This window comes from Pantoea sp. OVA07A, assembly GCF_019969975.1.
Taxonomy (GTDB): Bacteria; Pseudomonadota; Gammaproteobacteria; order Enterobacterales; family Enterobacteriaceae; genus Pantoea; species Pantoea agglomerans.
The window spans coordinates 1,395,055-1,419,721 of record NZ_JAHXYM010000001.1; the positions used below are offsets into that span (position 1 = coordinate 1,395,055).

The 24,667-nt window shown below is 56.6% G+C and carries 23 protein-coding genes, 3 tRNA genes and 1 other RNA gene; 22 read left to right on the forward strand and 5 right to left on the reverse strand.

Going from position 1 to position 24,667, the window contains the following annotated elements; all coding sequences use genetic code 11:
- Positions 1-7 precede the first annotated feature (7 nt).
- From odhB to LC417_RS06795, 18 genes are all read left to right on the forward strand, one after another.
- The gene (gene odhB / locus LC417_RS06710) at positions 8-1,231 is read left to right on the forward strand and encodes a 2-oxoglutarate dehydrogenase complex dihydrolipoyllysine-residue succinyltransferase (RefSeq protein WP_010260740.1); all 1,224 of its coding nucleotides are present in this window, start codon (positions 8-10) and stop codon (positions 1,229-1,231) included.
- Between the two features lie 70 nt (positions 1,232-1,301).
- A complete protein-coding gene (sucC, locus tag LC417_RS06715; RefSeq protein ID WP_003853151.1) occupies positions 1,302-2,468 on the forward strand; it encodes an ADP-forming succinate--CoA ligase subunit beta in 1,167 nt (388 codons plus the stop codon).
- On the forward strand, positions 2,468-3,343 hold the full coding sequence (sucD, locus tag LC417_RS06720) for a succinate--CoA ligase subunit alpha (protein WP_010260744.1): 876 nt from the start codon (positions 2,468-2,470) through the stop codon (positions 3,341-3,343). The genes sucC and sucD overlap by 1 nt, the downstream gene beginning before the upstream one ends.
- 574 nt (positions 3,344-3,917) lie before the next feature.
- A complete protein-coding gene (cydA, locus tag LC417_RS06725) occupies positions 3,918-5,489 on the forward strand; it encodes a cytochrome ubiquinol oxidase subunit I (RefSeq protein WP_010260749.1) in 1,572 nt (523 codons plus the stop codon).
- 11 nt (positions 5,490-5,500) lie between these two features.
- Positions 5,501-6,640 (forward strand): cytochrome d ubiquinol oxidase subunit II, encoded by a 1,140-nt coding sequence (gene cydB, locus LC417_RS06730; RefSeq protein WP_010260752.1) that lies wholly within the window; start codon positions 5,501-5,503, stop codon positions 6,638-6,640.
- Positions 6,641-6,655: 15 nt separating this feature from the next.
- On the forward strand, positions 6,656-6,760 hold the full coding sequence (gene cydX, locus LC417_RS06735; protein WP_010260755.1) for a cytochrome bd-I oxidase subunit CydX: 105 nt from the start codon (positions 6,656-6,658) through the stop codon (positions 6,758-6,760).
- Positions 6,760-7,053: a cyd operon protein YbgE gene (gene ybgE, locus LC417_RS06740; protein ID WP_187484262.1), complete on the forward strand. Its 294-nt coding sequence runs from the start codon at positions 6,760-6,762 to the stop codon at positions 7,051-7,053. The genes cydX and ybgE overlap by 1 nt, the downstream gene beginning before the upstream one ends.
- A 178-nt stretch (positions 7,054-7,231) precedes the next feature.
- Entirely contained in the window at positions 7,232-7,636 is a 405-nt protein-coding gene (gene ybgC, locus LC417_RS06745; protein WP_010260759.1) for a tol-pal system-associated acyl-CoA thioesterase, read from the forward strand.
- The gene (gene tolQ, locus LC417_RS06750; RefSeq protein WP_010260762.1) at positions 7,633-8,319 is read left to right on the forward strand and encodes a Tol-Pal system protein TolQ; all 687 of its coding nucleotides are present in this window, start codon (positions 7,633-7,635) and stop codon (positions 8,317-8,319) included. The genes ybgC and tolQ overlap by 4 nt, the downstream gene beginning before the upstream one ends.
- Positions 8,320-8,332: 13 nt before the next feature.
- Positions 8,333-8,761, forward strand: coding sequence for a colicin uptake protein TolR (gene tolR / locus LC417_RS06755; protein WP_010260764.1), 429 nt, complete (start codon positions 8,333-8,335; stop codon positions 8,759-8,761).
- A gap of 27 nt (positions 8,762-8,788) precedes the next feature.
- Positions 8,789-10,090 (forward strand): cell envelope integrity protein TolA, encoded by a 1,302-nt coding sequence (tolA, locus tag LC417_RS06760; RefSeq protein ID WP_022626037.1) that lies wholly within the window; start codon positions 8,789-8,791, stop codon positions 10,088-10,090.
- A 115-nt stretch (positions 10,091-10,205) separates the two neighbouring features.
- Complete coding sequence (gene tolB / locus LC417_RS06765) at positions 10,206-11,501, forward strand: Tol-Pal system beta propeller repeat protein TolB (protein ID WP_010260769.1); 1,296 nt, start codon at positions 10,206-10,208, stop codon at positions 11,499-11,501.
- 50 nt (positions 11,502-11,551) lie between these two features.
- The gene (gene pal, locus LC417_RS06770; protein ID WP_010260771.1) at positions 11,552-12,082 is read left to right on the forward strand and encodes a peptidoglycan-associated lipoprotein Pal; all 531 of its coding nucleotides are present in this window, start codon (positions 11,552-11,554) and stop codon (positions 12,080-12,082) included.
- 9 nt (positions 12,083-12,091) lie between these two features.
- Entirely contained in the window at positions 12,092-12,886 is a 795-nt protein-coding gene (gene cpoB / locus LC417_RS06775) for a cell division protein CpoB (RefSeq protein ID WP_010260773.1), read from the forward strand.
- A gap of 164 nt (positions 12,887-13,050) precedes the next feature.
- Positions 13,051-13,126: transfer RNA gene (locus LC417_RS06780), tRNA-Lys, on the forward strand.
- 70 nt (positions 13,127-13,196) lie between these two features.
- Positions 13,197-13,272, forward strand: a tRNA-Lys gene (locus LC417_RS06785).
- 46 nt (positions 13,273-13,318) lie between these two features.
- Positions 13,319-13,394: transfer RNA gene (locus LC417_RS06790), tRNA-Lys, on the forward strand.
- A 43-nt stretch (positions 13,395-13,437) separates the two neighbouring features.
- Positions 13,438-13,571: non-coding RNA, RtT sRNA (locus LC417_RS06795), on the forward strand.
- Positions 13,572-14,125: 554 nt separating this feature from the next.
- Here the strand turns inward: LC417_RS06795 and LC417_RS06800 are convergent.
- On the reverse strand, positions 14,126-15,601 hold the full coding sequence (locus LC417_RS06800) for an AlkA N-terminal domain-containing protein (RefSeq protein ID WP_207254375.1): 1,476 nt from the start codon (positions 15,599-15,601) through the stop codon (positions 14,126-14,128).
- 158 nt (positions 15,602-15,759) lie between these two features.
- Here LC417_RS06800 and LC417_RS06805 point away from each other — a divergent pair, with 158 nt between their 5' ends.
- The 3 genes from LC417_RS06805 (at position 15,760) to pnuC (ending at position 18,237) form a co-directional block, all read left to right on the forward strand.
- Positions 15,760-16,302: a methylated-DNA--[protein]-cysteine S-methyltransferase gene (locus LC417_RS06805; RefSeq protein ID WP_033771153.1), complete on the forward strand. Its 543-nt coding sequence runs from the start codon at positions 15,760-15,762 to the stop codon at positions 16,300-16,302.
- A gap of 126 nt (positions 16,303-16,428) precedes the next feature.
- The gene (gene nadA / locus LC417_RS06810; protein WP_010669655.1) at positions 16,429-17,490 is read left to right on the forward strand and encodes a quinolinate synthase NadA; all 1,062 of its coding nucleotides are present in this window, start codon (positions 16,429-16,431) and stop codon (positions 17,488-17,490) included.
- A 24-nt stretch (positions 17,491-17,514) separates the two neighbouring features.
- Positions 17,515-18,237, forward strand: coding sequence for a nicotinamide riboside transporter PnuC (gene pnuC / locus LC417_RS06815; protein WP_010260155.1), 723 nt, complete (start codon positions 17,515-17,517; stop codon positions 18,235-18,237).
- On the opposite strand, the gene zitB is transcribed toward pnuC, so the two are convergent.
- The 4 genes from zitB to LC417_RS06835 form a co-directional block, all read right to left on the reverse strand.
- Complete coding sequence (zitB, locus tag LC417_RS06820; RefSeq protein ID WP_223565635.1) at positions 18,231-19,214, reverse strand: CDF family zinc transporter ZitB; 984 nt, start codon at positions 19,212-19,214, stop codon at positions 18,231-18,233. The two genes, pnuC and zitB, sit on opposite strands and share 7 nt — an antisense overlap.
- Positions 19,192-22,236: an ATP-binding protein gene (locus LC417_RS06825; protein ID WP_223565731.1), complete on the reverse strand. Its 3,045-nt coding sequence runs from the start codon at positions 22,234-22,236 to the stop codon at positions 19,192-19,194. The genes zitB and LC417_RS06825 overlap by 23 nt, the downstream gene beginning before the upstream one ends.
- A gap of 14 nt (positions 22,237-22,250) precedes the next feature.
- On the reverse strand, positions 22,251-22,835 hold the full coding sequence (locus tag LC417_RS06830; RefSeq protein WP_154209663.1) for a response regulator transcription factor: 585 nt from the start codon (positions 22,833-22,835) through the stop codon (positions 22,251-22,253).
- A 98-nt stretch (positions 22,836-22,933) separates the two neighbouring features.
- Positions 22,934-23,302 (reverse strand): YbgS-like family protein, encoded by a 369-nt coding sequence (locus tag LC417_RS06835; protein ID WP_022626030.1) that lies wholly within the window; start codon positions 23,300-23,302, stop codon positions 22,934-22,936.
- A 287-nt stretch (positions 23,303-23,589) separates the two neighbouring features.
- Between LC417_RS06835 and aroG the strand changes: the two genes are divergently transcribed.
- Entirely contained in the window at positions 23,590-24,642 is a 1,053-nt protein-coding gene (aroG, locus tag LC417_RS06840) for a 3-deoxy-7-phosphoheptulonate synthase AroG (RefSeq protein WP_033785477.1), read from the forward strand.
- The last annotated feature ends 25 nt before the right edge of the window (positions 24,643-24,667 follow it).

A 24,667-nucleotide genomic window follows, 5' to 3' on the forward strand; every position in this document is an offset into this window, starting at 1 on the left:
AAAGATAATGAGTAGCGTAGATATTCTCGTTCCCGACCTGCCTGAATCGGTTGCCGATGCCTCTGTGGCAACCTGGCATAAAAAACCAGGCGATGCAGTCACTCGCGATGAAGTGCTGGTCGAAATCGAAACTGACAAAGTTGTGCTGGAAGTGCCAGCCTCTGCGGACGGTATCCTGGAAGCCGTTCTGGAAGAAGAGGGCGCCACCGTCACTTCCCGCCAGATCCTGGGTCGTCTGAAAGAGGGCAACAGCGCCGGTAAAGAGAGCAGCGCGAAGTCTGAAAGCAAAGAGTCTACCCCGGCTCAGCGTCAGACTGCGTCACTGGAAGAAGAGAGCAACGATGCGCTCAGCCCGGCTATCCGCCGTCTGATTGCAGAGCACAATCTCGATGCCTCACAGATCAAAGGCAGCGGTGTCGGCGGTCGTCTGACCCGTGAAGATGTTGAAAAACATCTGGCCAACAAACCGCAGGCTGCCAAAGCCGCTGCGCCAGCTGCTGATGCGGCCGCCGCGCAGCAGCCAGTGGCTAACCGCAGCGAAAAACGCGTGCCGATGACCCGTCTGCGTAAGCGTGTTGCCGAGCGTCTGCTGGAAGCGAAGAACAGCACCGCGATGCTGACCACCTTCAACGAAATCAACATGAAGCCCATCATGGATCTGCGTAAGCAGTATGGTGAGGCCTTCGAGAAGCGTCACGGTGTACGTCTGGGCTTTATGTCCTTCTACATCAAAGCGGTTGTTGAAGCGCTGAAACGCTATCCGGAAGTGAATGCTTCTATCGATGGTGAAGATGTGGTTTACCACAACTACTTCGACGTCAGCATTGCGGTCTCTACGCCACGTGGTCTGGTTACACCCGTCCTGCGTGACGTGGATGCGCTGAGCATGGCGGACATCGAGAAGAAAATCAAAGAGCTGGCAGTGAAAGGCCGTGACGGCAAACTGACAGTTGAGGATCTGACCGGCGGTAACTTTACCATCACCAACGGCGGCGTCTTTGGTTCACTGATGTCCACCCCGATCATCAACCCACCGCAGAGCGCCATCCTGGGCATGCACGCCATCAAAGATCGCCCGATGGCGGTCAATGGTCAGGTTGTGGTGCTGCCGATGATGTATCTGGCGCTCTCCTACGACCACCGTCTGATCGATGGCCGTGAATCAGTTGGTTATCTGGTTGCAGTGAAAGAGATGCTGGAAGATCCAGCGCGCCTGCTGCTGGATGTCTGATTTTCACCGGGCGCGCCTTGCCGCGCGCCCAACCTCATTACTCTTTTCAGACCTGAATGGATAGAACATCATGAACTTACACGAATACCAGGCGAAACAACTGTTTGCACGGTATGGCATGCCGGCACCAACGGGTTACGCCTGTACTACACCACGTGAAGCGGAAGAAGCAGCCTCTAAAATTGGCGCAGGCCCGTGGGTAGTTAAATGTCAGGTTCATGCCGGTGGCCGCGGTAAAGCGGGCGGTGTGAAAGTGGTTAACAGCAAAGAAGAGATTCGCGCTTTTGCTGAAAACTGGCTGGGCAAACGCCTGGTCACCTATCAGACAGACGCAAACGGCCAGCCGGTAAACCAGATTCTGGTTGAAGCGGCGACCGATATCGATCAGGAGCTCTATCTGGGCGCTGTGGTCGATCGCGCAACGCGTCGCGTAATTTTCATGGCCTCCACTGAAGGCGGCGTGGAAATTGAAAAAGTGGCGGAAGAGACCCCGCACCTGATCCACAAAATGGCGCTGGATCCACTGACTGGCCCGCAGCCTTATCAGGGCCGTGAGCTGGCGTTCAAACTTGGCCTGACTGGCAAGCTGGTTGGCCAGTTCACCAAGATCTTCATGGGTCTGGCGACACTGTTCCTGGAGCGCGATCTGGCGATGGTTGAGATCAACCCGCTGGTGATCACCAAACAGGGCGACCTGATCTGCCTGGATGGCAAACTGGGTGCCGATGGCAATGCCCTGTTCCGTCAGCCAGAGCTGCGCGAAATGCGCGATCCAAGCCAGGAAGATCCGCGTGAAGCCCATGCGACACAGTGGGAACTGAACTATGTTGCGCTGGAAGGCAACATCGGTTGTATGGTTAACGGCGCAGGTCTGGCGATGGGCACCATGGACATCGTTAAACACCACGGCGGTCAACCGGCCAACTTCCTTGATGTCGGCGGCGGCGCAACCAAAGAGCGCGTGACCGAAGCCTTCAAAATCATCCTGTCTGACGATGCGGTTAAAGCCGTATTCGTTAACATCTTCGGCGGTATCGTACGCTGCGACCTGATTGCCGACGGCATCATCGGCGCAGTCGCTGAAGTGGGTGTGAACGTGCCAGTTGTGGTACGTCTGGAAGGTAACAACGCCGAGCTGGGCGCCCAGAAACTGGCGGACAGCGGTCTGAACATCATTGCAGCAACCAGCCTGACAGACGCCGCACAGCGTGTTGTTGCTGCCGCGGAGGGTAAATAATGTCCATTCTGATCGACAAAAACACCAAAGTCATTTGCCAGGGTTTCACCGGTGGCCAGGGGACTTTCCATTCTGAGCAGGCGCTGGCATACGGCACCCAACTGGTTGGCGGCGTGACGCCAGGCAAAGGTGGCACGACCCATCTCGGCCTGCCGGTGTTCAACACCGTTCGCGAAGCGGTAGAAGCAACAGGCGCGACCGCCACTGTGATCTACGTTCCGGCTCCTTTCTGTAAAGATGGCATCCTGGAAGCGATCGACGCGGGCATCAAACTGATCATCACCATTACCGAAGGCATCCCGACCCTGGATATGCTGACCGTGAAAGTGAAGCTGGATGAAGCAGGCGTGCGGATGATCGGTCCAAACTGCCCAGGCGTTATCACCCCAGGCGAATGTAAAATCGGCATCATGCCGGGCCACATTCACCAGCCGGGCCGCGTCGGTATCGTGTCACGTTCAGGCACCCTGACCTATGAAGCGGTTAAGCAGACCACGGATATCGGCTACGGCCAGTCAACCTGCGTTGGCATCGGTGGTGACCCGATCCCAGGCTCTAACTTCATCGACATCCTGAAAATGTTCCAGGATGATCCACAGACTGAAGTTATCGTGATGATTGGTGAGATCGGCGGTAGTGCAGAAGAAGAAGCTGCAGCCTTCATTAAAGAGCACGTGACCAAGCCGGTTGTAGGCTACATTGCTGGCGTCACCGCGCCAAAGGGCAAGCGTATGGGCCATGCTGGCGCCATCATTGCCGGTGGTAAAGGTACCGCAGATGAGAAATTTGCTGCGCTTGAAGCGGCAGGCGTGAAAACCGTCCGCAGCCTGGCGGATATCGGTGACGCAGTTAAAGCCGTATTACCGGCTAAATAAGTCAGCGTCATCTGAGACTAAGCCACCTTCGGGTGGCTTTTTTTATGCCTGTAAATGAGAGCTATAACGCAGGGAGCTAAAGAGAAGAGTGCGCGGTGAAATAACCGGCCCGCGACTCATCACGTTAAGAAAAAGTGTCAAAGGTAAATGATTCCTTCGCGCTTTATTTCATTACTGACATCTCATTAACAAGAAACCTACCTGACCCTATCTGGAAACTTATTGCGTTAATCCAGATCAATTAATCGCGACTTATATCCAACTATATCTCTGGCAAAGCGCAACGCTAAGGGCGTAAATTGCGCTGCATCAATCCAGCCTTTTACACAAATTTTCAAACGTCTGCTCAACCCGGGATAACACCCGCTTTCCTCCTGTTAAAGCACGCGTTAACGAAAGCGCTGATTGACAATTTTCTGAGCTGCTTCATTCGCTACTCGCCTGTTCGGGCAGCTCACAGACCTGTTCTGCGGGTAATAAAAAACTGGAATCAATAAACAGTCGTTGCTGACTCTGATTGCGTTCGATCTGATCGCGCGCGTGACGGAGACAAAGCGAGGAGCAAGGAGTCCTTATGTTAGATATCGTCGAGCTGTCGCGGTTACAGTTTGCCTTAACGGCGATGTACCATTTTCTGTTCGTCCCTTTAACGCTGGGTATGGCGTTTTTGCTGGCGATCATGGAAACGGTATATGTCCTGAGCGGCAAACAAATCTATAAAGATATGACGAAGTTCTGGGGCAAGTTATTTGGTATTAACTTTGCGCTGGGTGTCGCCACCGGCCTGACCATGGAATTTCAGTTCGGGACTAACTGGTCATATTACTCTCACTACGTTGGCGATATCTTCGGCGCGCCGCTCGCCATCGAAGGTCTGATGGCGTTCTTCCTGGAATCCACCTTTGTTGGCCTGTTCTTTTTTGGCTGGGATCGCCTGGGCAAAGTGCAGCACCTCGCCGTCACCTGGCTGGTGGCGCTGGGCTCAAACATGTCGGCGCTGTGGATTCTGGTGGCTAACGGCTGGATGCAGAACCCGATCGCCTCTGAGTTCAACTTCGAAACCATGCGCATGGAGATGGTCAGCTTCTCAGAGCTGGTGCTGAACCCGGTCGCGCAGGTGAAATTCGTTCACACCGTGGCAGCCGGTTACACCACCGGTGCAATGTTTATTATGGGCATCAGCGCCTGGTACATGCTGAAAGGTCGTGACTTCGCCTTTGCTAAACGCTCGTTCGCTATCGCAGCCAGCTTTGGCATGGCGGCGGTGCTGTCAGTCATCGTTCTTGGCGATGAGTCAGGTTACGAAATGGGTGACGTTCAGAAAACCAAACTGGCCGCTATCGAAGCGGAGTGGGAAACCCAGCCGGCACCGGCCTCGTTTACCCTGTTTGGCCTGCCCGATCAGGCAACTCAGGAGAACCGATACGCAGTACAGATCCCCTGGCTGCTGGGCCTGATCGCCACCCGATCTACCGATACGCCGGTAACCGGCCTGAAAGATCTGATGGCACAGCATGAAGTGCGCATCCGCAACGGCATGAAAGCCTATGCCCTGCTGAATGAGCTGCGCGGTGGCAGCCAGGATCCGGCGGTGCGTGACGCGTTCAACAGTCACAAACAGGATCTCGGCTACGGTCTGCTGCTGAAGCGTTATACCGACAACGTGGCTGATGCAACCGAAGCGCAGATTAAACAGGCGACGCAGGACTCTATCCCGCGTGTCGCCCCGCTCTATTTCGCCTTCCGCATCATGGTGCTGTGTGGCGTACTGCTGCTGGGCATTATCGCGCTGGCGTTCTGGAGCGTACTGCGTAACCGCATCGGCAAAAATCGCTGGTTACTGAAAGCGGCGCTGTTTGGTATTCCGCTGCCGTGGATCGCTATCGAATCAGGCTGGTTTGTGGCGGAGTATGGTCGTCAGCCGTGGGCTATCGGTGAAGTTCTGCCGACTGCGGTGGCCAACTCCTCCCTGACCGTTGGCGATCTGCTGTTCTCAATGATCCTGATCTGCGGACTCTACACAATGTTCCTGGTGGCTGAGATGTACCTGATGTTCAAATTCGCCCGCCTTGGGCCGAGCAGCCTGAAAACCGGGCGTTATCATCATGAGCAGATCACGGCAATCACCCAGCCGGTACAGGGATAAGGAGAGCGACCATGTTTGATTATGAAGTTCTGCGCTTTGTCTGGTGGCTGTTGATTGGCGTACTGCTGATTGGCTTTGCCGTCGCAGATGGTTTTGATATGGGTGTCGGGATGCTGACGCGCATTCTGGGCCGGAATGATACTGAACGTCGCATCATGATTAACAGTATCGCCCCACACTGGGACGGTAACCAGGTCTGGCTGATCACCGCAGGTGGCGCGCTGTTTGCCGCCTGGCCGATGGTCTACGCGGCAGCCTTCTCTGGCTTCTACGTGGCGATGATTCTTGTGCTCGCGTCGCTGTTCTTCCGTCCGGTTGGCTTCGATTACCGTTCGAAGATTGAAGACAATCGCTGGCGCGGTGCCTGGGACTGGGGGATTTTCATTGGCAGCTTCGTGCCGCCGCTGGTGATTGGCGTAGCGTTTGGCAACCTGTTACAGGGCGTGCCGTTCCATGCCGATGAGTATCTGCGCCTGTTCTATACCGGTAACTTCTTCCAGCTGCTGAATCCGTTTGGGCTGCTGGCGGGTGTGGTCAGTGTGGCGATGATTCTGGCGCAGGGTGCAACCTATCTGCAGATGCGCACTACCGGCGAACTGCATCTGCGTTCACGCACCGCAGCACAACTTGCCGCCCTGGTGATGATGGTCTGCTTTATCCTGGCGGGCGTCTGGGTGAAATATGGTATCGATGGTTATGTGGTGACCAGCACCATGGATCACTTCGCCGCCTCTAACCCACTGGGTAAAACCGTGGTGCGCGAAGCGGGTGCCTGGATGGTCAACTTCCAGAACCACCCTGTGCTGTGGCTGTTCCCGCTGCTGGGCGCTGTGCTGCCGCTGCTGACCATACTCTGCTCGCGGGTTGAGAAGGGCGCCTGGGCGTTTCTGTTCTCTTCACTGACGCTGGCCTGCGTCATCATGACAGCCGGCATTGCAATGTTCCCGTTCATCATGCCATCCAGCACGGTGCCGGGTGTGAGCCTGACCATGTGGGACGCAACGTCCAGCCTGCTGACGCTGCAAACCATGACCGTTGCCGCCGCTATCTTTGTGCCGATCATTCTGGCTTACACCACCTGGTGCTACTGGAAGATGTTTGGTCGTATCACCAAAGAGCATATTGAAAGCAACAGTCACTCACTCTATTAATTAAGGAGACGTCGCATGTGGTATTTTGCCTGGATTCTCGGCACGTTGCTGGCCTGTGCCTTTGGTATCGTGACCGCGCTGGCGATTGAGCACATTGAAGCGCAGGATGAGCCTCACTGATGCGAACGCTAATTCGGATGCTGTATGATCTGATGGATAAGGGCCCGTTAAGGGCCCTTTCACTGCTGCTGGCGCTGCTGACCGCAGGCGGCGTGATCTGGGATCCGACACGCTTTGCCAATCAGGCAGGCCAGTTACCGGCTCTGCAGGGGCTGGTGCTGATCTGGGCGGTCTGCAGTGGGGTAATCCACGGTGTGGGCTTCCGGCCAAAGCAAACCCGATGGCAGGCGCTGTTTGCCCCGTTATCCGCCATGCTGGTGCTATTTATTGCGCTTTACCGTTTTTATCTTTAAGACCCCGCCTCATCGGCGCTGTCAGTGAATTTTTGTCAGCGTCTGGTCAATTAATCTCCCTGAAATCGTTCCGTTTGTTACGGAGCGATAATTATTTTCGCCTGGCTCTGACGAGCCATTCCCAACCCCAATTCTCTTGCGTATAGTAACAACGTTTAAAACGAGGCCGGGATGTAGAGTGAGTACAACGCTGTTTCGCTGGCCGGTTCGGGTCTACTACGAAGATACTGATGCCGGTGGTGTGGTTTATCACGCCAGCTATATCGCTTTTTATGAACGAGCACGTACTGAAATGTTGCGACAGCACCATTTCAATCAGCAGACGCTGTTAGAACAGCAGATCGCTTTTGTGGTACGGCGTATATCGGTGGACTATCTGGCGGCGGCGCGTCTTGATGACCTTCTGGAGATCCAGAGCGAGGTCACATCAATGACACGGGCTACCATGACGTTCACTCAGCGTATCGTGAATACTGAAGGCAAAGTGCTCAATGAGGCAGAAGTCCTGATTGCCTGCATTAACCCACATCTAATGAAGCCGATTGCGCTTCCCAAGTCTATTGTCGCGGAGTTCAAGCAGTGACTGACATGAACATTCTTGATTTGTTCCTGAAGGCGAGCCTTCTGGTCAAACTTATCATGTTGATTTTGATCGGCTTTTCTATTGCCTCCTGGGCCATCATTATTCAGCGCACACGTATTCTGAATGCGGCGGGAAGAGAAGCGGAGGCGTTTGAAGACAAATTCTGGTCCGGCATCGAACTCTCGCGCCTCTATCAGGAGAGCCAGGAGCGCCGGGAAGAACTGGGTGGTTCGGAGCAGATTTTCTATTCCGGCTTTAAAGAGTTCGCCCGCCTGCATCGCGCCAACAGCCATGCGCCGGAAGCGGTCATTGATGGTGCGAGCCGTGCGATGCGTATCTCAATGAATCGTGAGCTGGAAGCGCTGGAAAACCACATTCCATTCCTCGGCACCGTCGGTTCTATCAGCCCTTATATCGGACTGTTCGGCACCGTCTGGGGGATCATGCACGCCTTTATCGCACTGGGTGCCGTGAAGCAGGCAACCCTGCAGATGGTTGCACCGGGTATCGCTGAAGCGTTGATTGCGACCGCTATCGGTCTGTTTGCCGCGATTCCGGCGGTGATGGCGTACAACCGTCTGAACCAGCGCGTAAACAAACTGGAGCAGGGCTACGACAACTTCATGGAAGAGTTCACTGCCATTCTGCATCGCCAGGCTTTCTCCAGCGATAGCGCTAAGTAAATAGAGGTTAATGATGGCCAGAGTACGTGGTCGCAAACGCCGCGACCTGAAGTCGGAAATCAACATCGTTCCGCTACTGGACGTCCTGTTGGTGCTGTTGCTGATCTTCATGGCAACGGCGCCCATTATTACCCAGAGCGTGGAAGTGGATCTGCCTGATGCGACCGATTCGAAAACCGTTGCCAGCGATGATAATCCGCCGGTGATTGTCGAAGTAGCGGGCGTGGGTCAGTACAGCCTGGTCGTGGATCACGATCGTATGGATCAACTTCCGCCAGAGCAGGTCATCAGCGAAGCGCAGCGTCGACTGGAAGCGAATCCTAAGACGGTCTTTTTGATCGGGGGCGCGAAAGAGGTGCCTTACGATGAAATTATTAAAGCGCTCAACCTGCTGCACCAGGCGGGTGTTAAATCTGTCGGTTTGATGACGCAGCCGATTTAAAATCGAACCGTTTTTTGGGAACCGAGTGTGTCGAAGGCAACCGAGCAAAACGAGAAGTTAAAGCGCGCGATAATCATTTCGGTGATTCTGCATATCGTGCTGATCGCGCTGCTGATTTGGAGCTCGTTTAATGAGCACATTGACGCCAGCAGTGCGGGTGGCGGAGGCAGTGATATTGATGCAGTGATGGTCGATCCCGGTGCCGTCGTGAGTCAATACAATCGCCAGCAGAACCAGCAAAGTGACAGCCAGCGGGCTGAGCAGCAGCGTAAAAAGCAGGCGCAGCAGCAGGCTGAAGAGCTGCAACAGAAACAGGCTGCTGAACAGCAGCGTCTGAAAGCGCTGGAAAAAGAGCGTTTAGCCGCGCAGGAAACCGCGAAAGAAGAGGCAAAACAGCAGGCTGAGCAGCAGAAGGCTGCCGAAGACGCTGCTAAGCAGGCGCAGGAGCAGCAAAAAACGGCGGAAGCGGCGGCTGCCAAAGCCAAAGCGGATGCAAAAGCTCAGGCAGATGCGCAGGCAAAAGCCGCGGCTGAGCAGGCGAAACAGGCCGCAGCCGAAGCAAAGAAGCAGGCTGATCAGCAGGCGAAAGCCGCCGCTGCCGCTGCTGCAAAAGAGAAAGCCGTTGCGGAAGCGAAGGCGAAATCTGAAGCAGATGCGAAAGCCGCAGCTGAAGCCAAAGTGAAAGCGGCGGCGGATGCCAAAGCCAAAGCGGCTGAAGAGGCTAAACAAAAAGCTGCTGAAGCCAAAGAAAAAGCCGCAGAGGCGGCGAAAGAGAAAGCCGCAGAAGCAGCAAAAGAGAAAGCGGAAGCGGCTAAAGAGGCCGCCAAAGAGAAGGCAGAAGCTGCCGCGAAAGCGAAAGCCGATGCCGCGGCGAAAGCCAAAGCCGATGCTGCCGCTAAGGCCAAAGCGGATGCTAAAGCGAAAGCCGCCGCCGATGCTGCCAACGACAGCGATGTCGATGATTTGCTGGGTGGACTCGCTTCCGGTAAAAATGCACCGAAAAGCGGCACCTCTGGCGGCGCAGCAGGGCAGGGAAACCAGAAGAAAGCGGGTGCATCAGGCGCGGAAATCAACTCCTACATGGGTCAGGTTGTGAGTGCGATTCAGAGCCGATTCTATGATGCGGATCTGTATCGCGGAAAAACCTGTGATTTGCGGATTAAACTTGCGCCTGATGGCTTGTTGATTGATGTTAAGTCAGAGGGTGGCGATCCCGCGCTCTGTCAGGCCGCGATTGCTGCCGCAAAACAGGCACGTATTCCGAAGCCGCCTTCGCAGGCGGTCTACGAAGTGTTTAAAAACGCCCCAATGCGTTTTAAACCGCAATAATGCAGTAACGGGCGGCAAGTTGATCTATGTTTAGCGTGCCGTACTTAAGTTGTACTCGTGGTTTCCAGGAACAGTGCCAATTATCGTGGACTGAGGTTCAGATAAGGGAGATAAAATGAAGCAAGCTCTTCGCGTTACGTTAGGCTTTTTTATCCTGCTGTGGGCAGCCATGCTGCATGCAGAAGTTCGAATTGAGATCACCCAGGGTGTCAACACTGCGCGCCCGATTGGCGTGGTGCCGTTTAAATGGGCCGGTGCTGGCGCAGCGCCGGAAGATATCGGCGGCATCGTTGCAGCTGACCTGCGCAACAGTGGCAAATTTAATCCACTGGATCGCTCGCGTCTGCCACAGCAGCCTGCCAGCGCGCAGGAAGTTCAGCCTGCCGCGTGGAGTGCACTCGGCATTGATGCCGTGGTCGTCGGTCAGGTCGCGTCTAACCCGGATGGCAGCTATCAGGTTTCGTACCAGCTGGTCGACACCGGCGGTGCTCCCGGTACCGTGCTGGCACAAAACAGTTATAAAGTGACGAAGCAGTGGCTGCGTTATGCCGCTCATACGGCCAGTGACGAAACGTTCCTGAAGCTGACCGGCATCAAGGGCGCTTTCCGTACCCGTATCGCCTATGTGGTGCAGACCAACGGCGGCCAGTTCCCGTATGAGCTGCGCGTTGCTGACTACGATGGTTACAACCAGTTTGTCGTGCATCGTTCACCACAGCCGCTGATGTCGCCAGCCTGGTCTCCGGATGGCAGCAAAGTCGCTTACGTGACCTTTGAAAGCGGCAAATCTGCGCTGGTGGTTCAGACGCTGTCGAACGGTGCTATCCGTCAGATCGCCTCCTATCCACGTCACAACGGTGCCCCAGCGTTCTCGCCGGATGGCTCTAAACTGGCGTTCGCGCTCTCTAAAACCGGCAGCCTGAACCTCTATGTGATGGATCTGGCCTCAGGTCAGACGCGTCAGATTACCGATGGTCGCTATAACAGCACCGAACCGACCTGGTTCCCGGACAGCCAGACGCTGGCTTACACCTCCGATCAGGCTGGTGCTCCACAAATCTACAAAGTCGGACTTAACGGTGGCGCGCCACAACGTATTACCTGGGAAGGCGGTCAGAACCAGGATGCGGATGTCGCAACAGATGGTAAGTCAATGGTGATGATTAGCACCAACGGTGGTGCTCAACACGTCGCCAAACAGGATCTGGAAACGGGAGCCGTTCAAACGTTAACGGACACGTTCCTGGATGAAACGCCGAGCCTGGCACCCAATGGCACAATGGTAATCTACAGCTCTACTCAGGGTATGGGTTCCGTGTTGCAGTTGGTTTCTACCGACGGCCGTTTCAAAGCGCGTCTTCCGGCAACTGATGGACAGGTAAAATTTCCTGCCTGGTCGCCGTATCTGTAATGTCTGACAGTTCAGACATCACAAACAATAAACAATAATGGGATTTTGAAATGCAACTGAACAAAGTGCTGAAGGGTTTGATGCTGGCTCTGCCGGTTCTGGCAGTAGCGGCTTGTAGCTCACACAAGAACAACAACAATGACCAGACTGGCATGGGCGCTGATGGCGGCGCTTACGGTGCAAATTCTGGCATGAACGGCAACGGCGGCAACATGTCTTCTGACGAGCAGGCTCGTCTGCAGATGCAGCAGCTGCAGCAGAACAACATCGTGTACTTCGGCCTGGACAAGTATGACGTTCAGTCTGATTACGCACAGATGCTGGATCAGCATGCAACCTTCCTGCGCAGCAACCCGTCATACAAAGTGACCATCGAAGGTCATGCGGATGAGCGCGGTACGCCGGAATACAACATCGCCCTGGGCGAACGTCGTGCTAACGCGGTTAAAATGTACCTGCAGGGTAAAGGCGTGTCGGCTGATCAGATGTCTATCGTATCTTACGGTAAAGAGAAGCCAGCCGTTCTGGGTCATGACGAAGCAGCGTATTCTAAAAACCGTCGTGCCGTTCTGGTCTACTAAGAGAATCACATGGTTAGTAACTTCAGACATCACCTGTTGAGTCTGTCGTTACTGATTGGCGTAGCGGCCCCCTGGGCCGCTAATGCCCAAGCGTCAATCAGTAGCGTTGGCTCCGGCTCGGTCGAAGACCGTGTCACCACTCTTGAACGAATTTCTAATGCCCAGGCACAGCTGATGCAGCAATTGCAGCAGCAGATGAGCGATAACCAGCGTGATATCGACGCGCTGCGTGGGCAAATCCAGCAAAACACCTATCAGTTGAATCAGGTGGTTGAGCGGCAGAAGCAGCTTTACCAGCAGATTGACAGCCTGAGCAGCGCCAGCACCAGCGGCGGTCAGCAGGCAGCCGGCAGTAATGCCGCAGCGGATACCGGCGCAGCAGCAACCGCAGGCGCGGCAGCATCAACGGATAGCGCACCTGCGCAGACCGGTGACGCTAACAGCGATTACAATGCGGCTGTGGCGCTGATTCTGGAGAAGAAACAGTATGATCAGGCGATCAGCGCGCTCCAGGCGTGGGTAAAACGTTACCCGGATTCGACCTATCAGCCGAACGCCAATTACTGGCTGGGACAGCTGAACTATAACAAAGGCAAAAAGGACGACGCGGCTTACTATTACGCCACGGTAGTGAAAAACTATCCGAAGTCGCCGAAAGCTGCAGAAGCGTTGTTGAAAGTGGGCGTCATCATGCAGGAGAAAAAAGACACAGCGAAAGCTAAAGCGGTCTTCCAGCAGGTGATCAAACTTTATCCAGACACCGAATCTGCTAAGCAGGCGCAAAAACGTCTGACAAGTCTGTAATCTGTACGGTTCAGGCCAGATATCGTGTGATTTCTGGTCTTGCCGTATGAAAGGTAAGCAACTGAAGCATTTAGCAGAAATAAGAGTTGCGCTACCCCGCTAAATCAGTAATATATGCCGCCGTTGCCGGGACACATTGCAAAGTGTCTGGTAAGCCTGAAGATGGGTCGTTAGCTCAGTTGGTAGAGCAGTTGACTTTTAATCAATTGGTCGCAGGTTCGAATCCTGCACGACCCACCATCTTCCTCAGACGCGCTTTTACCGCGCAGTTTTAAGAAGAACACTTCAGCATTGCTTCACAACCTAAGATGGGTCGTTAGCTCAGTTGGTAGAGCAGTTGACTTTTAATCAATTGGTCGCAGGTTCGAATCCTGCACGACCCACCATCTTATCTCAGCCGCCTGGCGTGTTGAACGGTTGTAAGCCCCCAGCGGGTCGTTAGCTCAGTTGGTAGAGCAGTTGACTTTTAATCAATTGGTCGCAGGTTCGAATCCTGCACGACCCACCAATTAAGAAAAAAGCGCCCTCAGGGCGCTTTTTTTGTTTATGCGGCACGGCGTTCCCCGTGCAGGGTGAGAACCTGCAGCAGGTTCGACTGAATCGCCAGGCGATTCAGGCTGATGCGACAGCATCACCCGAAGGGCGAGGCCCCGGATGGGCCGAGGCAATCCTGCACGACCCACCAATTAAGAAAAAAGCGCCCTCAGGGCGCTTTTTTTTGTTTCTGCGGTATCTGAAAACTTTTTCAAAGCAAAACGTCACTGGTTTTTGAAGTTGTTGGCAAACTCTGGCCCGTTCCGCTGAGAGATCGAGCCTGCGCAGAGAACAGGGTCAGATCGGAAAGACGCTAAAGCCAATCCCTGACCTGCTCGACCCGCGCGATTACGGCCCGTAGCCGGGCCAACGCGTTGGGTTGTTCAAAAACGCTCCCGGCGTTTTTGTCCCAGGCGCGGGACGCTTTCCTCTTCTGACCCTGTTCCCTGCGCGTTGAGCTTTTTCGTTGCGGCCAAATCCAGTCGGGTGCGAGTTTGTAAGCAGTCTGGAAAAGCCTCTGGCGATGGCTGTCGGCCCGCGCCATTCTCTTCTGACCCTGTTCCCTGCGCGTTGAGCTTTTTCGTTGCGGTCAGATTCAGTCGGGTGCGAGTTTGTAAGCAGTCTGGAAGAGGCTCTGCATTTTTAGTTTCTGCGATACCGACTATGCAGGTCAGGGCAGACTATCTGCATCCTTACAATCAACCGTCACGGTTTTTTCTTTGCCTTTGCTACTGCCAGGCTCTCCCAGATATGCATCACTGCATAGCTGCGCCAGGGACGCCATGACTGCGATCGCGCCTCCGCTTCTTTCGATGACATGCCGCCCAGGTTATTCCGGATGGCAATATCCTCTTTGGGAAAGGCATCCGGCCAGCGCAGGGCGCGCATCGCGATGTAGTGCGCGGTCCAGGGACCAATACCCGGCAGGCTGACCAGTTTTTTGATGACCTCGTCTGGCGCCTGAGCGGCACTGAGACGCAGATCTCCGCTGGCGCAGGCATTTGCAAAGGCGATGATGGCGCGGGAGCGGGCGGCACTGACAATCCCCATCGGCGCGACATCGTCTACCGTCAGTGCGGCGATGCGTTCAGGATGGGCGGTGTAGCGGGTCAGATCGGCGAACGGCGTCTCACAGGGTTCGCCAAAGGCGGCGGCAAAACGGCTGCTGACCGTGGTGGCCGCTTTGACCGTCACCTGCTGGCCGATAATGGCGCGCACGCCCAGCTCAAAGGCGTCGAATGCGCCAGGCACACGCAGACCCGGATGCGAGATCAGGCTGGGTGCCAGCAGTGGGTCCTGCGCCAGACAGGCGGCGATACGCTGCGGCTGTGCGTCGAGATCGAACAGATCGCGCAGACGGCGCAGCAGCAGAGGCAGAACCGGCGTCAGCGAGGTGGAGAGCGTCACCTGCAGCGCGTTCTTTTGCGGCAGATGCGAAACAGAAACCCAGCCCCGGCAGCGGCCGAGCACCACGGTGCGTCGCCAGCAGCCATCTTCCACCGCCTCGACCTCTTTCATCAGATGTGTCTGCAAAAACCAGAGCATCGCCGCCCAGTCATAGGGAGGGCGATAGGCCAGCCGCAGCGTCACGCGGTCGCCGGGCTGCGCGCATTGAGTGCCCGTATCGTCCCTGCGCAGCGCGCCTGGCGTCATGCGGTAACGCGCCTGGAACACATCATTAAAGCGCCGCAGGCTGCCAAAGCCGCTGGCATAGGCAACGTCAATAATCGGCAGTCGGGTTTCGGTCAGCAGTTGTTTAGCCAGCAGCATGCGCCGCGTCTGCTTCAGTTCCAGCGGCGAGACACCCAGCTCCTGCTGCACGATACGGCGCAGCTGACGCAGGCTGATACCGAATTCAGCGGCAATCGCCTCCAGTCCTTCACGTTCCTCCAGCATGCCTTCCTCGATACGCTGAACCAGCCGCTCTGCCACACGGTGCGGCTGATCAACCGGCGCATTACCGGGTGCCAGTTCAGGCCGACAGCGCAGGCAGGGGCGAAAGCGGGCTTTCTCCGCCGCTTCGGCGCTGCTGAAGAAAAGGCAGTTCTTCTGCATCGGCGCTTTGACCGGGCAGACCGGACGACAATAGATACCGGTTGAGGTCACGCCAACAAAGAAAACGCCGTCAAAGCGGGTATCACGAGAGGTCAGCGCCTGATAGGCAATGTCGGGATCGAGCATGGCAGTTCTCCGGTAAATAAGCGCAGCCTACACCGGTGAATCCCGGCAGACTGGCTGTTTTCGGACAGCACAACAGTTTATCGCCATGACCGAAAACAGCCAGTCAGGCTGATGAAAAGTGCGATAATAGGCGACAGAACCGTGACGGGAGAATCACCATGTACTACTTCAAACCGATAGTCACCCCGGTGGGTGAACTGAAACTGGTCGCCAGCGATAGCGGCCTGGCGGGTATTTTGTGGGAAAACGACGATCCAAAACGCACCCGGTTTTTGCCGCAAACGCGCGATGACGATCATCCCATTCTGATCGAAACTGAGCGTCAGCTCAGCGAGTACTTCACCGGTGCTCGTTGCTGCTTTGAGCTGCCGCTCGATTTTGTCGGCACTGAGTTTCAGAAAAAAGTCTGGCAGGCGCTGGTGGCTATCCCGTTTGGTGAGACGCGCAGCTACAGCCAGATTGCGCGGGAGATCGGCCATCCGCTGGCGGTGCGTGCCGTCGGGGCGGCCAATGGGCGTAATCCGCTCTCGATTGTCGCACCGTGCCACCGCGTGATTGGAGCCAACGGCAAGCTGACCGGCTTTGCGGGCGGACTGGATATCAAAGCCTTTCTGCTGGCACTGGAAGCGCCGCAAAAACCGCTGGTACTGGCAGATGAAACGCAGCCCGGCAGGGTCGGCGCTGTGATGCAGACAGAATAAATATCGCACGACACAGCCAGGCTTTTCCGCTATCGTGTTTAGCATATAAAACACGATGGTGGATTAGACGCCATAAGTCGCCGGAACAGGCGATTTTCGTTAATTAGACAAAACGAGAGCTGTGTCATGAGTGTGATGTTCGATCCAGAAAGCGCCGTTTATCCCTTTCCGCCCAAACCCGCTCGCCTGAGTGACGACGAGAAGGCGTTCTACCGTGAGAAAATTAAAGCGCTGCTGAAGACGCGAAACGCGGTGATGGTGGCGCACTACTACACCGATCCGGAAATTCAGGCGCTGGCAGAAGAGACAGGCGGCTGCGTTTCCGACTCGCTGGAGATGGCACGCTTTGGCAGCAACCATTCGGCAACGACACTGCTGGTGGCGGGCGTGCGCTTTATGGGGGAAACCGCCAAAATCCTCAGCCCGGAGAAAACCGTACTGATGCCGACGCTGCAGGCGGAGTGCTCACTGGATCTCGGCTGCCCGATTGAAGAGTTTAACGCCTTTTGCGATGCCCATCCCGATCGCACTGTGGTGGTCTACGCCAATACCTCGGCGGCGGTAAAAGCGCGGGCCGACTGGGTGGTGACCTCAAGCATTGCGGTCGAGTTGATTGAGCACCTCGACAGTCTGGGCGAAAAAATTATCTGGGCGCCGGATCGCCATCTTGGCCGTTACGTTACCCAAAAATCGGGCGCGGACGTGCTCTGCTGGCAGGGCGCGTGCATTGTGCACGACGAGTTCAAAACCCAGGCGCTGCAGCGTATGAAAGCGCTCTATCCCGACGCGGCAGTGCTGGTGCATCCTGAGTCACCGCAGGCGATTGTCGATCTGGCCGATGCGGTCGGCTCGACCAGCCAGCTGATTCAGGCCGCCAAATCCCTGCCACATCCGCAGATGATTGTGGCGACCGATCGCGGCATCTTCTACAAAATGCAGCAGGCGGTGCCGGATAAAGAGCTGCTTGAAGCGCCGACCGCCGGTGAAGGTGCCACCTGCCGCAGCTGTGCTCACTGTCCCTGGATGGCGATGAACGGCCTTAAAGCCATCGCAGAGGCGCTGGAGTCGGGTGGGGTGGAACATGAGATTCAGGTGGATGAGACGCTGCGTGAGGCGGCGTTACTGCCGCTTAATCGCATGCTATCCTTTGCAGCGGAACTTAAACTCAACGTGAAGGGAAACGCGTAAGCGTTTTCCGGACAGGTGCTCAGCATGGACTTCTTCAGCACACATAATATTCTGGTTCACATTCCTCTGGGTGCCGGAGGCTACGATCTCTCATGGATTGAGGCTATCGGCACGCTGGCGGGCTTACTCTGCATCTGGTTTGCCAGCCTGGAAAAAATCATCAACTATCCCTTTGGCCTGATTAACGTCACGCTGTTTGCGGTGATTTTCTTTCAGATCCAGCTCTACGCCAGCCTGCTGCTGCAGCTCTTCTTTTTTGCCGCCAATATCTACGGCTGGTACGCCTGGAGTCGGCAAACCTCCGATCATCAGGCGGCGCTGAAAATCCGCTGGCTGCCGCTGCCTAAGGCGCTGGCCTGGACGGCGGGCTGTGTGATTGCGATTGCGCTGATGACCCTCTATATCGATCCGGTGTTTGCGCTGTTAACCCGTGCGGCCGTCACGCTGATGAACGGCCTTGGCCTGTCGGTGGCGATGCCCGCGCTGCAGCCGGATGCGTTCCCGTTCTGGGACTCCTGCATGATGGTGTTGTCGATTGCGGCGATGGTGCTGATGACGCGCAAATATGTTGAGAACTGGCTGCTGTGGGTCATCATCAACGTGATTAGCGTGATGATTTTTGCCCGACAGGGCGTCTATGCGATGTCGCTGGAGTATGTGATTCTGACGCTGATTGCGCTGAACGGCTCGCGCATGTGGATCCGCAGCGCGCGGCAACAGGGTTCCCGCGCGCTGTCGGCTCAGTGAGTGTGCGCTTCGCCTTTAGCATGAGCATGCTCATGGTCGTGTGAATGGCTGTGATCATGGCCGGTGGCGGCAGCGCCGCTTAAGCCGAGTTCACACTCGGCACCGGCACAGGGCTGATACTCCATCTGCACGGTCGCATGCGCAATCTGATAGTGCTGGCGCAGATAGTCGTGGATACGATGCAGCAGCGCATCGTGATCGTAAGGCGGGATCACCTGCGCATGCAGCGTCAGCATCGGCTTTTCGCCCACCTGCCACAGATGCACATGGTGAACATTGCGCACCTCTGCGATGTTCAGGGTGAGATCACGTATCAGCCGGTTCACATCCAGCGAACGCGGCGCCCCTTCCAGTAACTCCTGCAGACTCTCACGCAGCAGCGCCCAGGCGCTGCGCAGCACCAGCAGTGACACCAGCAACGACAGAATCGGATCGATTGGGGTCCAGCCGGTCAGCATAATAATCACCGCCGCGACAATCGCACCCACCGAGCCAAGCAGGTCGCCCATCACATGTAGCGCCGCGGCCCGCACATTAAGATTCTTCTCTTCGCTGCCGTGATGCAGCAGCCAGAACGACAGAATATTGGCCAGCAGGCCGCCAATAGCAATCCCCAGCATCAGGCTGCCGGACACCGGTTGCGGGTCGGCAAAGCGGCGCACCGCCTCCCAGACGATCAGTGCGGTAATGCCCAGCAGCGCAATGGCGTTAACAAATGCGGCCAGCGTGGTCAGACGCAGCAGGCCAAAGGTGTGGCGTGCATTGGGTTTACGGCGCGAGAACTGCACCGCCAGCAGGGCCATCAGCAGCGCGGCGGCATCGGTCAGCATATGCCCGGCGTCCGCCAGCAACGCCAGTGAACCCGAGAGCCAGCCGCCAATCACTTCAGCCACCATAAAGACAACGGTCACCCCGAAGGCGGCCGCCAGACGCGTGCGATTACTATCCTGCCCGCTATGAGTGTGGGTATGTGCCATAAGATTCCAGTTTTTTCAGTAACCTGTTTGCTAATAATATCAGTAATTGCCACGTCTCAGACGTGTCCTGATGCTGTTTTGCCTGCTCCGCCAGTTGCTGGCTGAGCTGTGCGCCGTGATCCAGTCCCACCAGTAACCAGCTTCCTTTCATCCGGTGTGCCGCTTCGGCGAACGGCATCCACGCCTCGCGCTCGCGTGCTTCGCGCATCACGGCCAGATCCTGCGTCACCGTGTTGTGCAGCGTCTGGCTCAGACGGCGGAGGAATTTCTCATTCTGCTGCGCCAGTTGCCACAGATTATCATCCAGCGCCGCCAGCGGATCTTCCTGCCACTCTGCCAGCAGCGCGCTGAGATCGGCTAACTGCACCGGTTTTATCATTACCCGCTCCCGCGCCTCCAGCGGTCGTGACAGCAGCTGGGCATCCGCGGAGCAGAGCACCCGCATCGCCTGACGCTTCCGCAGACGGTCACGCCGCCGCAATATCCGCAGCAGCAGCGTGCCGTCAGGCCGCGGCATCATCTGGTCGATAAACAGCAGGTCATAAGGCTGTTGCGCATCGGCCTGCAGTAGTGCGCGTCCCTGCTCAAAGATGTCAGCCTGAATCGCAAAACGCGACAGCTGCTGCTGCATCACCAGCAGATTGGTCGGATGGTCATCGACAATCGCCACCCGCAGCGGTGGAAGGTCGGGAAGGGCGGTTTCATCCACGTGGTTTGCTGGTGCGCAGACCTCCAGTGGCAGCGTCACGGTGACCTGGGTGCCGTGACCGGGTTCAGAGGCGAGCCGGATGTCGCCGCCCATCCGCTGCACCATTTCCCGGCAGATAAACAGCCCCAGGCCGCTGCCCTGCACCGAAACCGATTTACCGGACGGCGCCTGATACCAGGGATCGAACAGCTTCTGCTGCTCCTCTGGCGGAATGCCGCTGCCGCTGTCGCTCACCGTCAGAATCAGCTGTTGTTGCTGTGCGGCCAGCGTCAGGCGAATCGCGCCGTGGCGGGTAAATTTCAGCGCATTGGTCATCAGGTTGTTGACCACCTGCTGCAGGCGATCGGCATCGATCATCACGGCATCAGGCAGCGGCGTCAGCGCCTCGACGATCAGATGCGGGCCGTCTTCGCGCATTAACGGATGATAAAAGTGCTGCTGCTGATTGAGCCACTGCGCCAGCGCCAGCGGACGGGGCGCCAGGGTAAAACTGTTGCTCTCGATGCGCGCATGATCCTGCAGATCATTCAGCAACGTCAGCAGCGATTGCGCACTGCTGTGCAGCAGCGTCAGGTTCTGGCTGCTGTGCTGCTGCTTCTCCAGCTCCAGCAGTCCGAGGATCGCCTGCATCGGCGTGCGCAGCTCATGGCTGACGGTCGCCAGGAACTGGCTCTTCATCGCATTGGCGTGCTCAGCCTGTTCACGCTGCTGACGCTCCCGGCGCTGTTGCCAGTAGCGGCGCGCCAGCAGCAGCAGCAGCAGCGCAATGGCCGCACCTGCCACCGCCAGCACCATCATCGGCAGCGAACGCATCACCATCACGCTGCCGGGCTGTGGCGGGGTTGACCAGCTGTCGCGCATCTGACTCTGTGTGTCAGCCGGGATCTGCTGCAGCGCGCGATCCAGCAGGGTGCGCAGCACCGGCTGGTCAGCTGTCACGCCCAGCGCGATCGGCCAGGCGATGTCGCTGGCGGCAAAGGCGAGGTGGATGCGCGCATCATCGCGGCTGGCGATACGCCAGCGGGCGGAGAGCACGTTATCGACCAGCGCATCGATCTGCCCTTTTGCCAGCGCGTCATAGAGACTATTACGATCGGCAAACTGCAGCGGCTGCAGATCCGCAGGCAGCAGACGCAGCGCCAGGTCATCCTGCAACACGCCGACCCGCTTGCCGCGCAGGTCGCGCCAGTGCGCCAGCGTATCGGGCTGCAGGCTGTAGATGCCCCACAGCGCGCGCCACACCGGCAGCGAGGTGCTCTGCATCGCATCGCCGTTCAGCGGCTGCATCAGCTGCAGCATCGCCTGCTGCTGGCCGATCAGCGTGTTCGCCTGACGCGGATTGCTGACCCACACCGGTTCAAACTGCAGGCCGGTGCTCTGAGCTATCGCTTTCAGCAAATCCACGCCATAGCCTCTGGCGGTCCCGCTGGCATCGCGATAACTCCAGGGATAGTTGTCCGGTTCGGCGGTGTAAGTAATACGCGGATGATCGGCAATCCAGGCGCGTTCAGTGGGGCTGAGCATCAGGGTCTGCGTATCCTGGTAGCGCGGCAGGGTACTGCTCCAGCGCGCCTGTAGCGTGTTCATCAGTTCTGCTGGCAACTGACGCAGACTCTGATTAATCCAGCTGATAAGCTCCGGATCGCGGGAGACCGCGCGCAGGTTGAGCTGTCCGGCCTCGATGTGTGAGGCGATCTGATAAATCTGGCCCTGTTGCAGCTGGCTCAGCAGAAAACCGGCGCTGGTTTCATCCGCCACCACATAATCATTCTGCTGATTCAGCAGGGTATAGAGCGCCTGCAGATCACTGCTGTAGCGTCGCCAGCTGTGGCGGGCCGCCAGCGCAGGCGGCAGTTGTGCCAGCGTGCTTTCGCTGATCGCCAGTTGGGCATTCTGGCTGTTAAACATCACGGCACGCTGGTTTTGCTGATTGCGGTAGACCCGAAGCGGGCTGCTGTACCAGTTATCGCTGCTCAGCGCGCCGGCTGGCAGGGGAGAAATCCACATGCCAAGCGCAAAATCGATCTGGCCGCTGTTCAGCGCCTGCATCAGATGCGGCTGATCGCTGTAGAGGTTGAGGCTGAACTGCGCGCCAGTCAGCTGTCGCAGGGCGGAAAGATAGTCGGCATTGATGCCATACAGGTCGTTGCCGATGCGCATCGCCCAGGGGGCGTGGTTCTCTTCCAGCAGGCCAACACGCAGGATTTTGCCTTGCATGGTTTCCGCGTGCGTCACCGGCAGCATCATCGGCAGATTGATGCTGCTCACCGGACGCACCTCAGCCAGAACGGAGCCGCACAGCAACAGCAGCATCAGCAGGAGAGTTCTCACTGCTGCGCCTTCCACAGGTCAGCCAGTTCCACCACCGAACGAGCGCCGGTTTTTTCCAGAATGTTCTTTTTATGGGTGCTGACCGTTTTGTTACTGATGTGCAACTGGGCGGCGATTTGCAGATTGGAGAGGCCGCTGGCCAGCAGCGCCAGAATCTGACGCTCTTTCTGGGTCAGCGGGAGTTCTTCGGGCTCATCATCCATCACCGGAAACGCCGTCTGACCGCCCAGCACCGCCAGGATAGCGCTAAGCAGCTGCGCCATACGCTGGCTCTTCACCACATAACCGGCGGCACCCAGCGCCTGGGCACGACGCACATAGTGGCGGGTCTGCTGAGCAGAGTAGATCAATACCGGACAGTCGGGCCGATGGATCTTCAGGCGACGCAGGAACTCCAGCCCATCGCTGTCCGGCAGGCCAATATCCAGCACGATGATGTCCAGTGGCTGCTGAAGCAGGGGACGGGCGGCTTTTTCACTGCTGGCAGAGAGGAGCTGAACCGGAATAGGCGACTGGCTCAGAGCGGCTTCAAGTGCCACTTCAACCAGCGGATGATCGTCAATCAGAAGCAAAACGGCCATGAAGGATTTCCTGTAAAATTCACAGGATTAGCATAGCGGAAGAGTGGGACAGAGGGGAGAAAAACCAGGAGAGCGTCAGCTCTCCTGGCTAAACAGAATTACTGGGTGGTGCCGTCGGTTTTGGTATCTACGTCACCGCCGCCCACTTTAGTCTGAACTTTTTTATTGATGTTCGGACATTTACCATCTTTACACTGGGCGTTCTGGTCCATTTCGTTAGCAGACATATTACCATGGCTGGTGGTGCTGCCAGACGTTGCAGGATTGGTATCGTTGCCAGTGTTATTAATTTTGCTGTTATCGACATTATTTGGCGGCAGATTCTCTTTCGCTCCGCCCGCTGCTGCACCTGCACTGGCTGCCTGATTCGATGTACCGTTATTGCTGCTGCTGTCTGCAGCCAGTACCGCACCGCTGCTCAGTGTCATTGCTGCTGTCAAAAAGAGTAAGGCAAACTTTTTCATCATTATGCTCCCGTTAATAAATGAAGATGCTTTAAGCCCAGAGGTGCAATTTCGGGTAAGAAAATCCCTGACGAAATATAATTCGCCGGTTGGCTTAAACAGGGTGATTTAATTTGGTAAGCGGGACGTTCCTCAGTGCTTACCATTAAAAAGTCTAGTCGCTAACCTGATTAATGCAAATATCACCCGCACATTTAACCCGCAGCGGGAATTTACACCCCAGGCGCTTCGGGCTACATTGGGCAGGTTGTGTCCGGCGGGCGCCGGGCCAGAAATAATATGGAATCAGTATGAATTACCAGAACGATGACTTACGCATCAAAGAGATTAAAGAGCTGTTACCTCCGGTTGCGCTGCTCGAAAAATTCCCGGCGACCGATCGTGCTGCACAGACCGTTTCACAGGCCCGTCAGGCGATTCATCAGATCCTGCAGGGCAAGGACGATCGCCTGCTGGTGGTGATCGGCCCCTGCTCAATTCATGACACTGAAGCGGCAAAAGAGTATGCCGACCGCCTGCTGGCGCTGCGTGATGAGCTGAAAGGCGAGCTGGAAGTGGTGATGCGGGTCTATTTTGAAAAGCCGCGCACCACGGTGGGCTGGAAAGGGCTGATCAACGATCCCTACATGGATAACAGCTACCAGCTCAACGACGGTCTGCGTCTGGCGCGTAAACTGCTGCTGGATATTAACGACAGCGGCTTACCGGCGGCGGGCGAGTTTCTGGATATGATTACCCCGCAATATGTGGCTGACCTGATGAGCTGGGGCGCGATTGGCGCGCGCACCACGGAATCCCAGGTACACCGTGAGCTGGCGTCCGGTCTCTCCTGTCCGGTCGGCTTCAAAAACGGCACCGATGGCACCATTAAGGTGGCGATCGATGCCATCAACGCGGCGGGATCGCCGCACTGTTTCCTGTCTGTGACGAAGTATGGTCACTCCGCCATTGTGGAAACCAGCGGCAACGGTGACTGCCATATCATTCTGCGCGGCGGCAAAGAGCCGAACTATAGTGCGCAGCATGTTGCAGAGGTCAAAGAGGGCCTGGCAAAAGCGGGTCTGCCACAGCAGGTGATGATCGATTTCAGCCACGCCAACAGCAGCAAGCAGTTCCAGCGTCAGATGATCGTGGCAGACGATGTCTCACAGCAGCTGATTAACGGTGAGCAGGCGATTGTCGGTGTGATGATTGAGAGTCATCTGGTGGAGGGCAACCAGAGCCTGGAGAGCGGCGAGCCGCTGGTCTATGGCAAAAGCGTCACCGACGCCTGTATCGGCTGGGAAGATACCGACAAGGTACTGCGTCAGCTGGCGGCAGCGGTTAAACAGCGCCGCGGCTGAGTGGGATAACTGACAAGGTCTGACC

What these genes read in the sequence shown, in the direction of transcription:
- odhB (WP_010260740.1), top strand. Translation starts at nt 8, where the DNA reads ATGAGTAGCGTAGATATTCTCGTTCCCGACCTGCCTGAATCGGTTGCC.
- sucC (WP_003853151.1), top strand. Translation starts at nt 1,302, where the DNA reads ATGAACTTACACGAATACCAGGCGAAACAACTGTTTGCACGGTATGGC.
- sucD (WP_010260744.1), top strand. Translation starts at nt 2,468, where the DNA reads ATGTCCATTCTGATCGACAAAAACACCAAAGTCATTTGCCAGGGTTTC.
- cydA (WP_010260749.1), top strand. Translation starts at nt 3,918, where the DNA reads ATGTTAGATATCGTCGAGCTGTCGCGGTTACAGTTTGCCTTAACGGCG.
- cydB (WP_010260752.1), top strand. Translation starts at nt 5,501, where the DNA reads ATGTTTGATTATGAAGTTCTGCGCTTTGTCTGGTGGCTGTTGATTGGC.
- cydX (WP_010260755.1), top strand. Translation starts at nt 6,656, where the DNA reads ATGTGGTATTTTGCCTGGATTCTCGGCACGTTGCTGGCCTGTGCCTTT.
- ybgE (WP_187484262.1), top strand. Translation starts at nt 6,760, where the DNA reads ATGCGAACGCTAATTCGGATGCTGTATGATCTGATGGATAAGGGCCCG.
- tolR (WP_010260764.1), top strand. Translation starts at nt 8,333, where the DNA reads ATGGCCAGAGTACGTGGTCGCAAACGCCGCGACCTGAAGTCGGAAATC.
- tolB (WP_010260769.1), top strand. Translation starts at nt 10,206, where the DNA reads ATGAAGCAAGCTCTTCGCGTTACGTTAGGCTTTTTTATCCTGCTGTGG.
- pal (WP_010260771.1), top strand. Translation starts at nt 11,552, where the DNA reads ATGCAACTGAACAAAGTGCTGAAGGGTTTGATGCTGGCTCTGCCGGTT.
- cpoB (WP_010260773.1), top strand. Translation starts at nt 12,092, where the DNA reads ATGGTTAGTAACTTCAGACATCACCTGTTGAGTCTGTCGTTACTGATT.
- LC417_RS06800 (WP_207254375.1), bottom strand. Translation starts at nt 15,601, where the DNA reads ATGCTCGATCCCGACATTGCCTATCAGGCGCTGACCTCTCGTGATACC.
- LC417_RS06805 (WP_033771153.1), top strand. Translation starts at nt 15,760, where the DNA reads ATGTACTACTTCAAACCGATAGTCACCCCGGTGGGTGAACTGAAACTG.
- nadA (WP_010669655.1), top strand. Translation starts at nt 16,429, where the DNA reads ATGAGTGTGATGTTCGATCCAGAAAGCGCCGTTTATCCCTTTCCGCCC.
- pnuC (WP_010260155.1), top strand. Translation starts at nt 17,515, where the DNA reads ATGGACTTCTTCAGCACACATAATATTCTGGTTCACATTCCTCTGGGT.
- zitB (WP_223565635.1), bottom strand. Translation starts at nt 19,214, where the DNA reads ATGGCACATACCCACACTCATAGCGGGCAGGATAGTAATCGCACGCGT.
- LC417_RS06825 (WP_223565731.1), bottom strand. Translation starts at nt 22,236, where the DNA reads ATGCTGCTGTTGCTGTGCGGCTCCGTTCTGGCTGAGGTGCGTCCGGTG.
- LC417_RS06830 (WP_154209663.1), bottom strand. Translation starts at nt 22,835, where the DNA reads ATGGCCGTTTTGCTTCTGATTGACGATCATCCGCTGGTTGAAGTGGCA.
- LC417_RS06835 (WP_022626030.1), bottom strand. Translation starts at nt 23,302, where the DNA reads ATGATGAAAAAGTTTGCCTTACTCTTTTTGACAGCAGCAATGACACTG.
- aroG (WP_033785477.1), top strand. Translation starts at nt 23,590, where the DNA reads ATGAATTACCAGAACGATGACTTACGCATCAAAGAGATTAAAGAGCTG.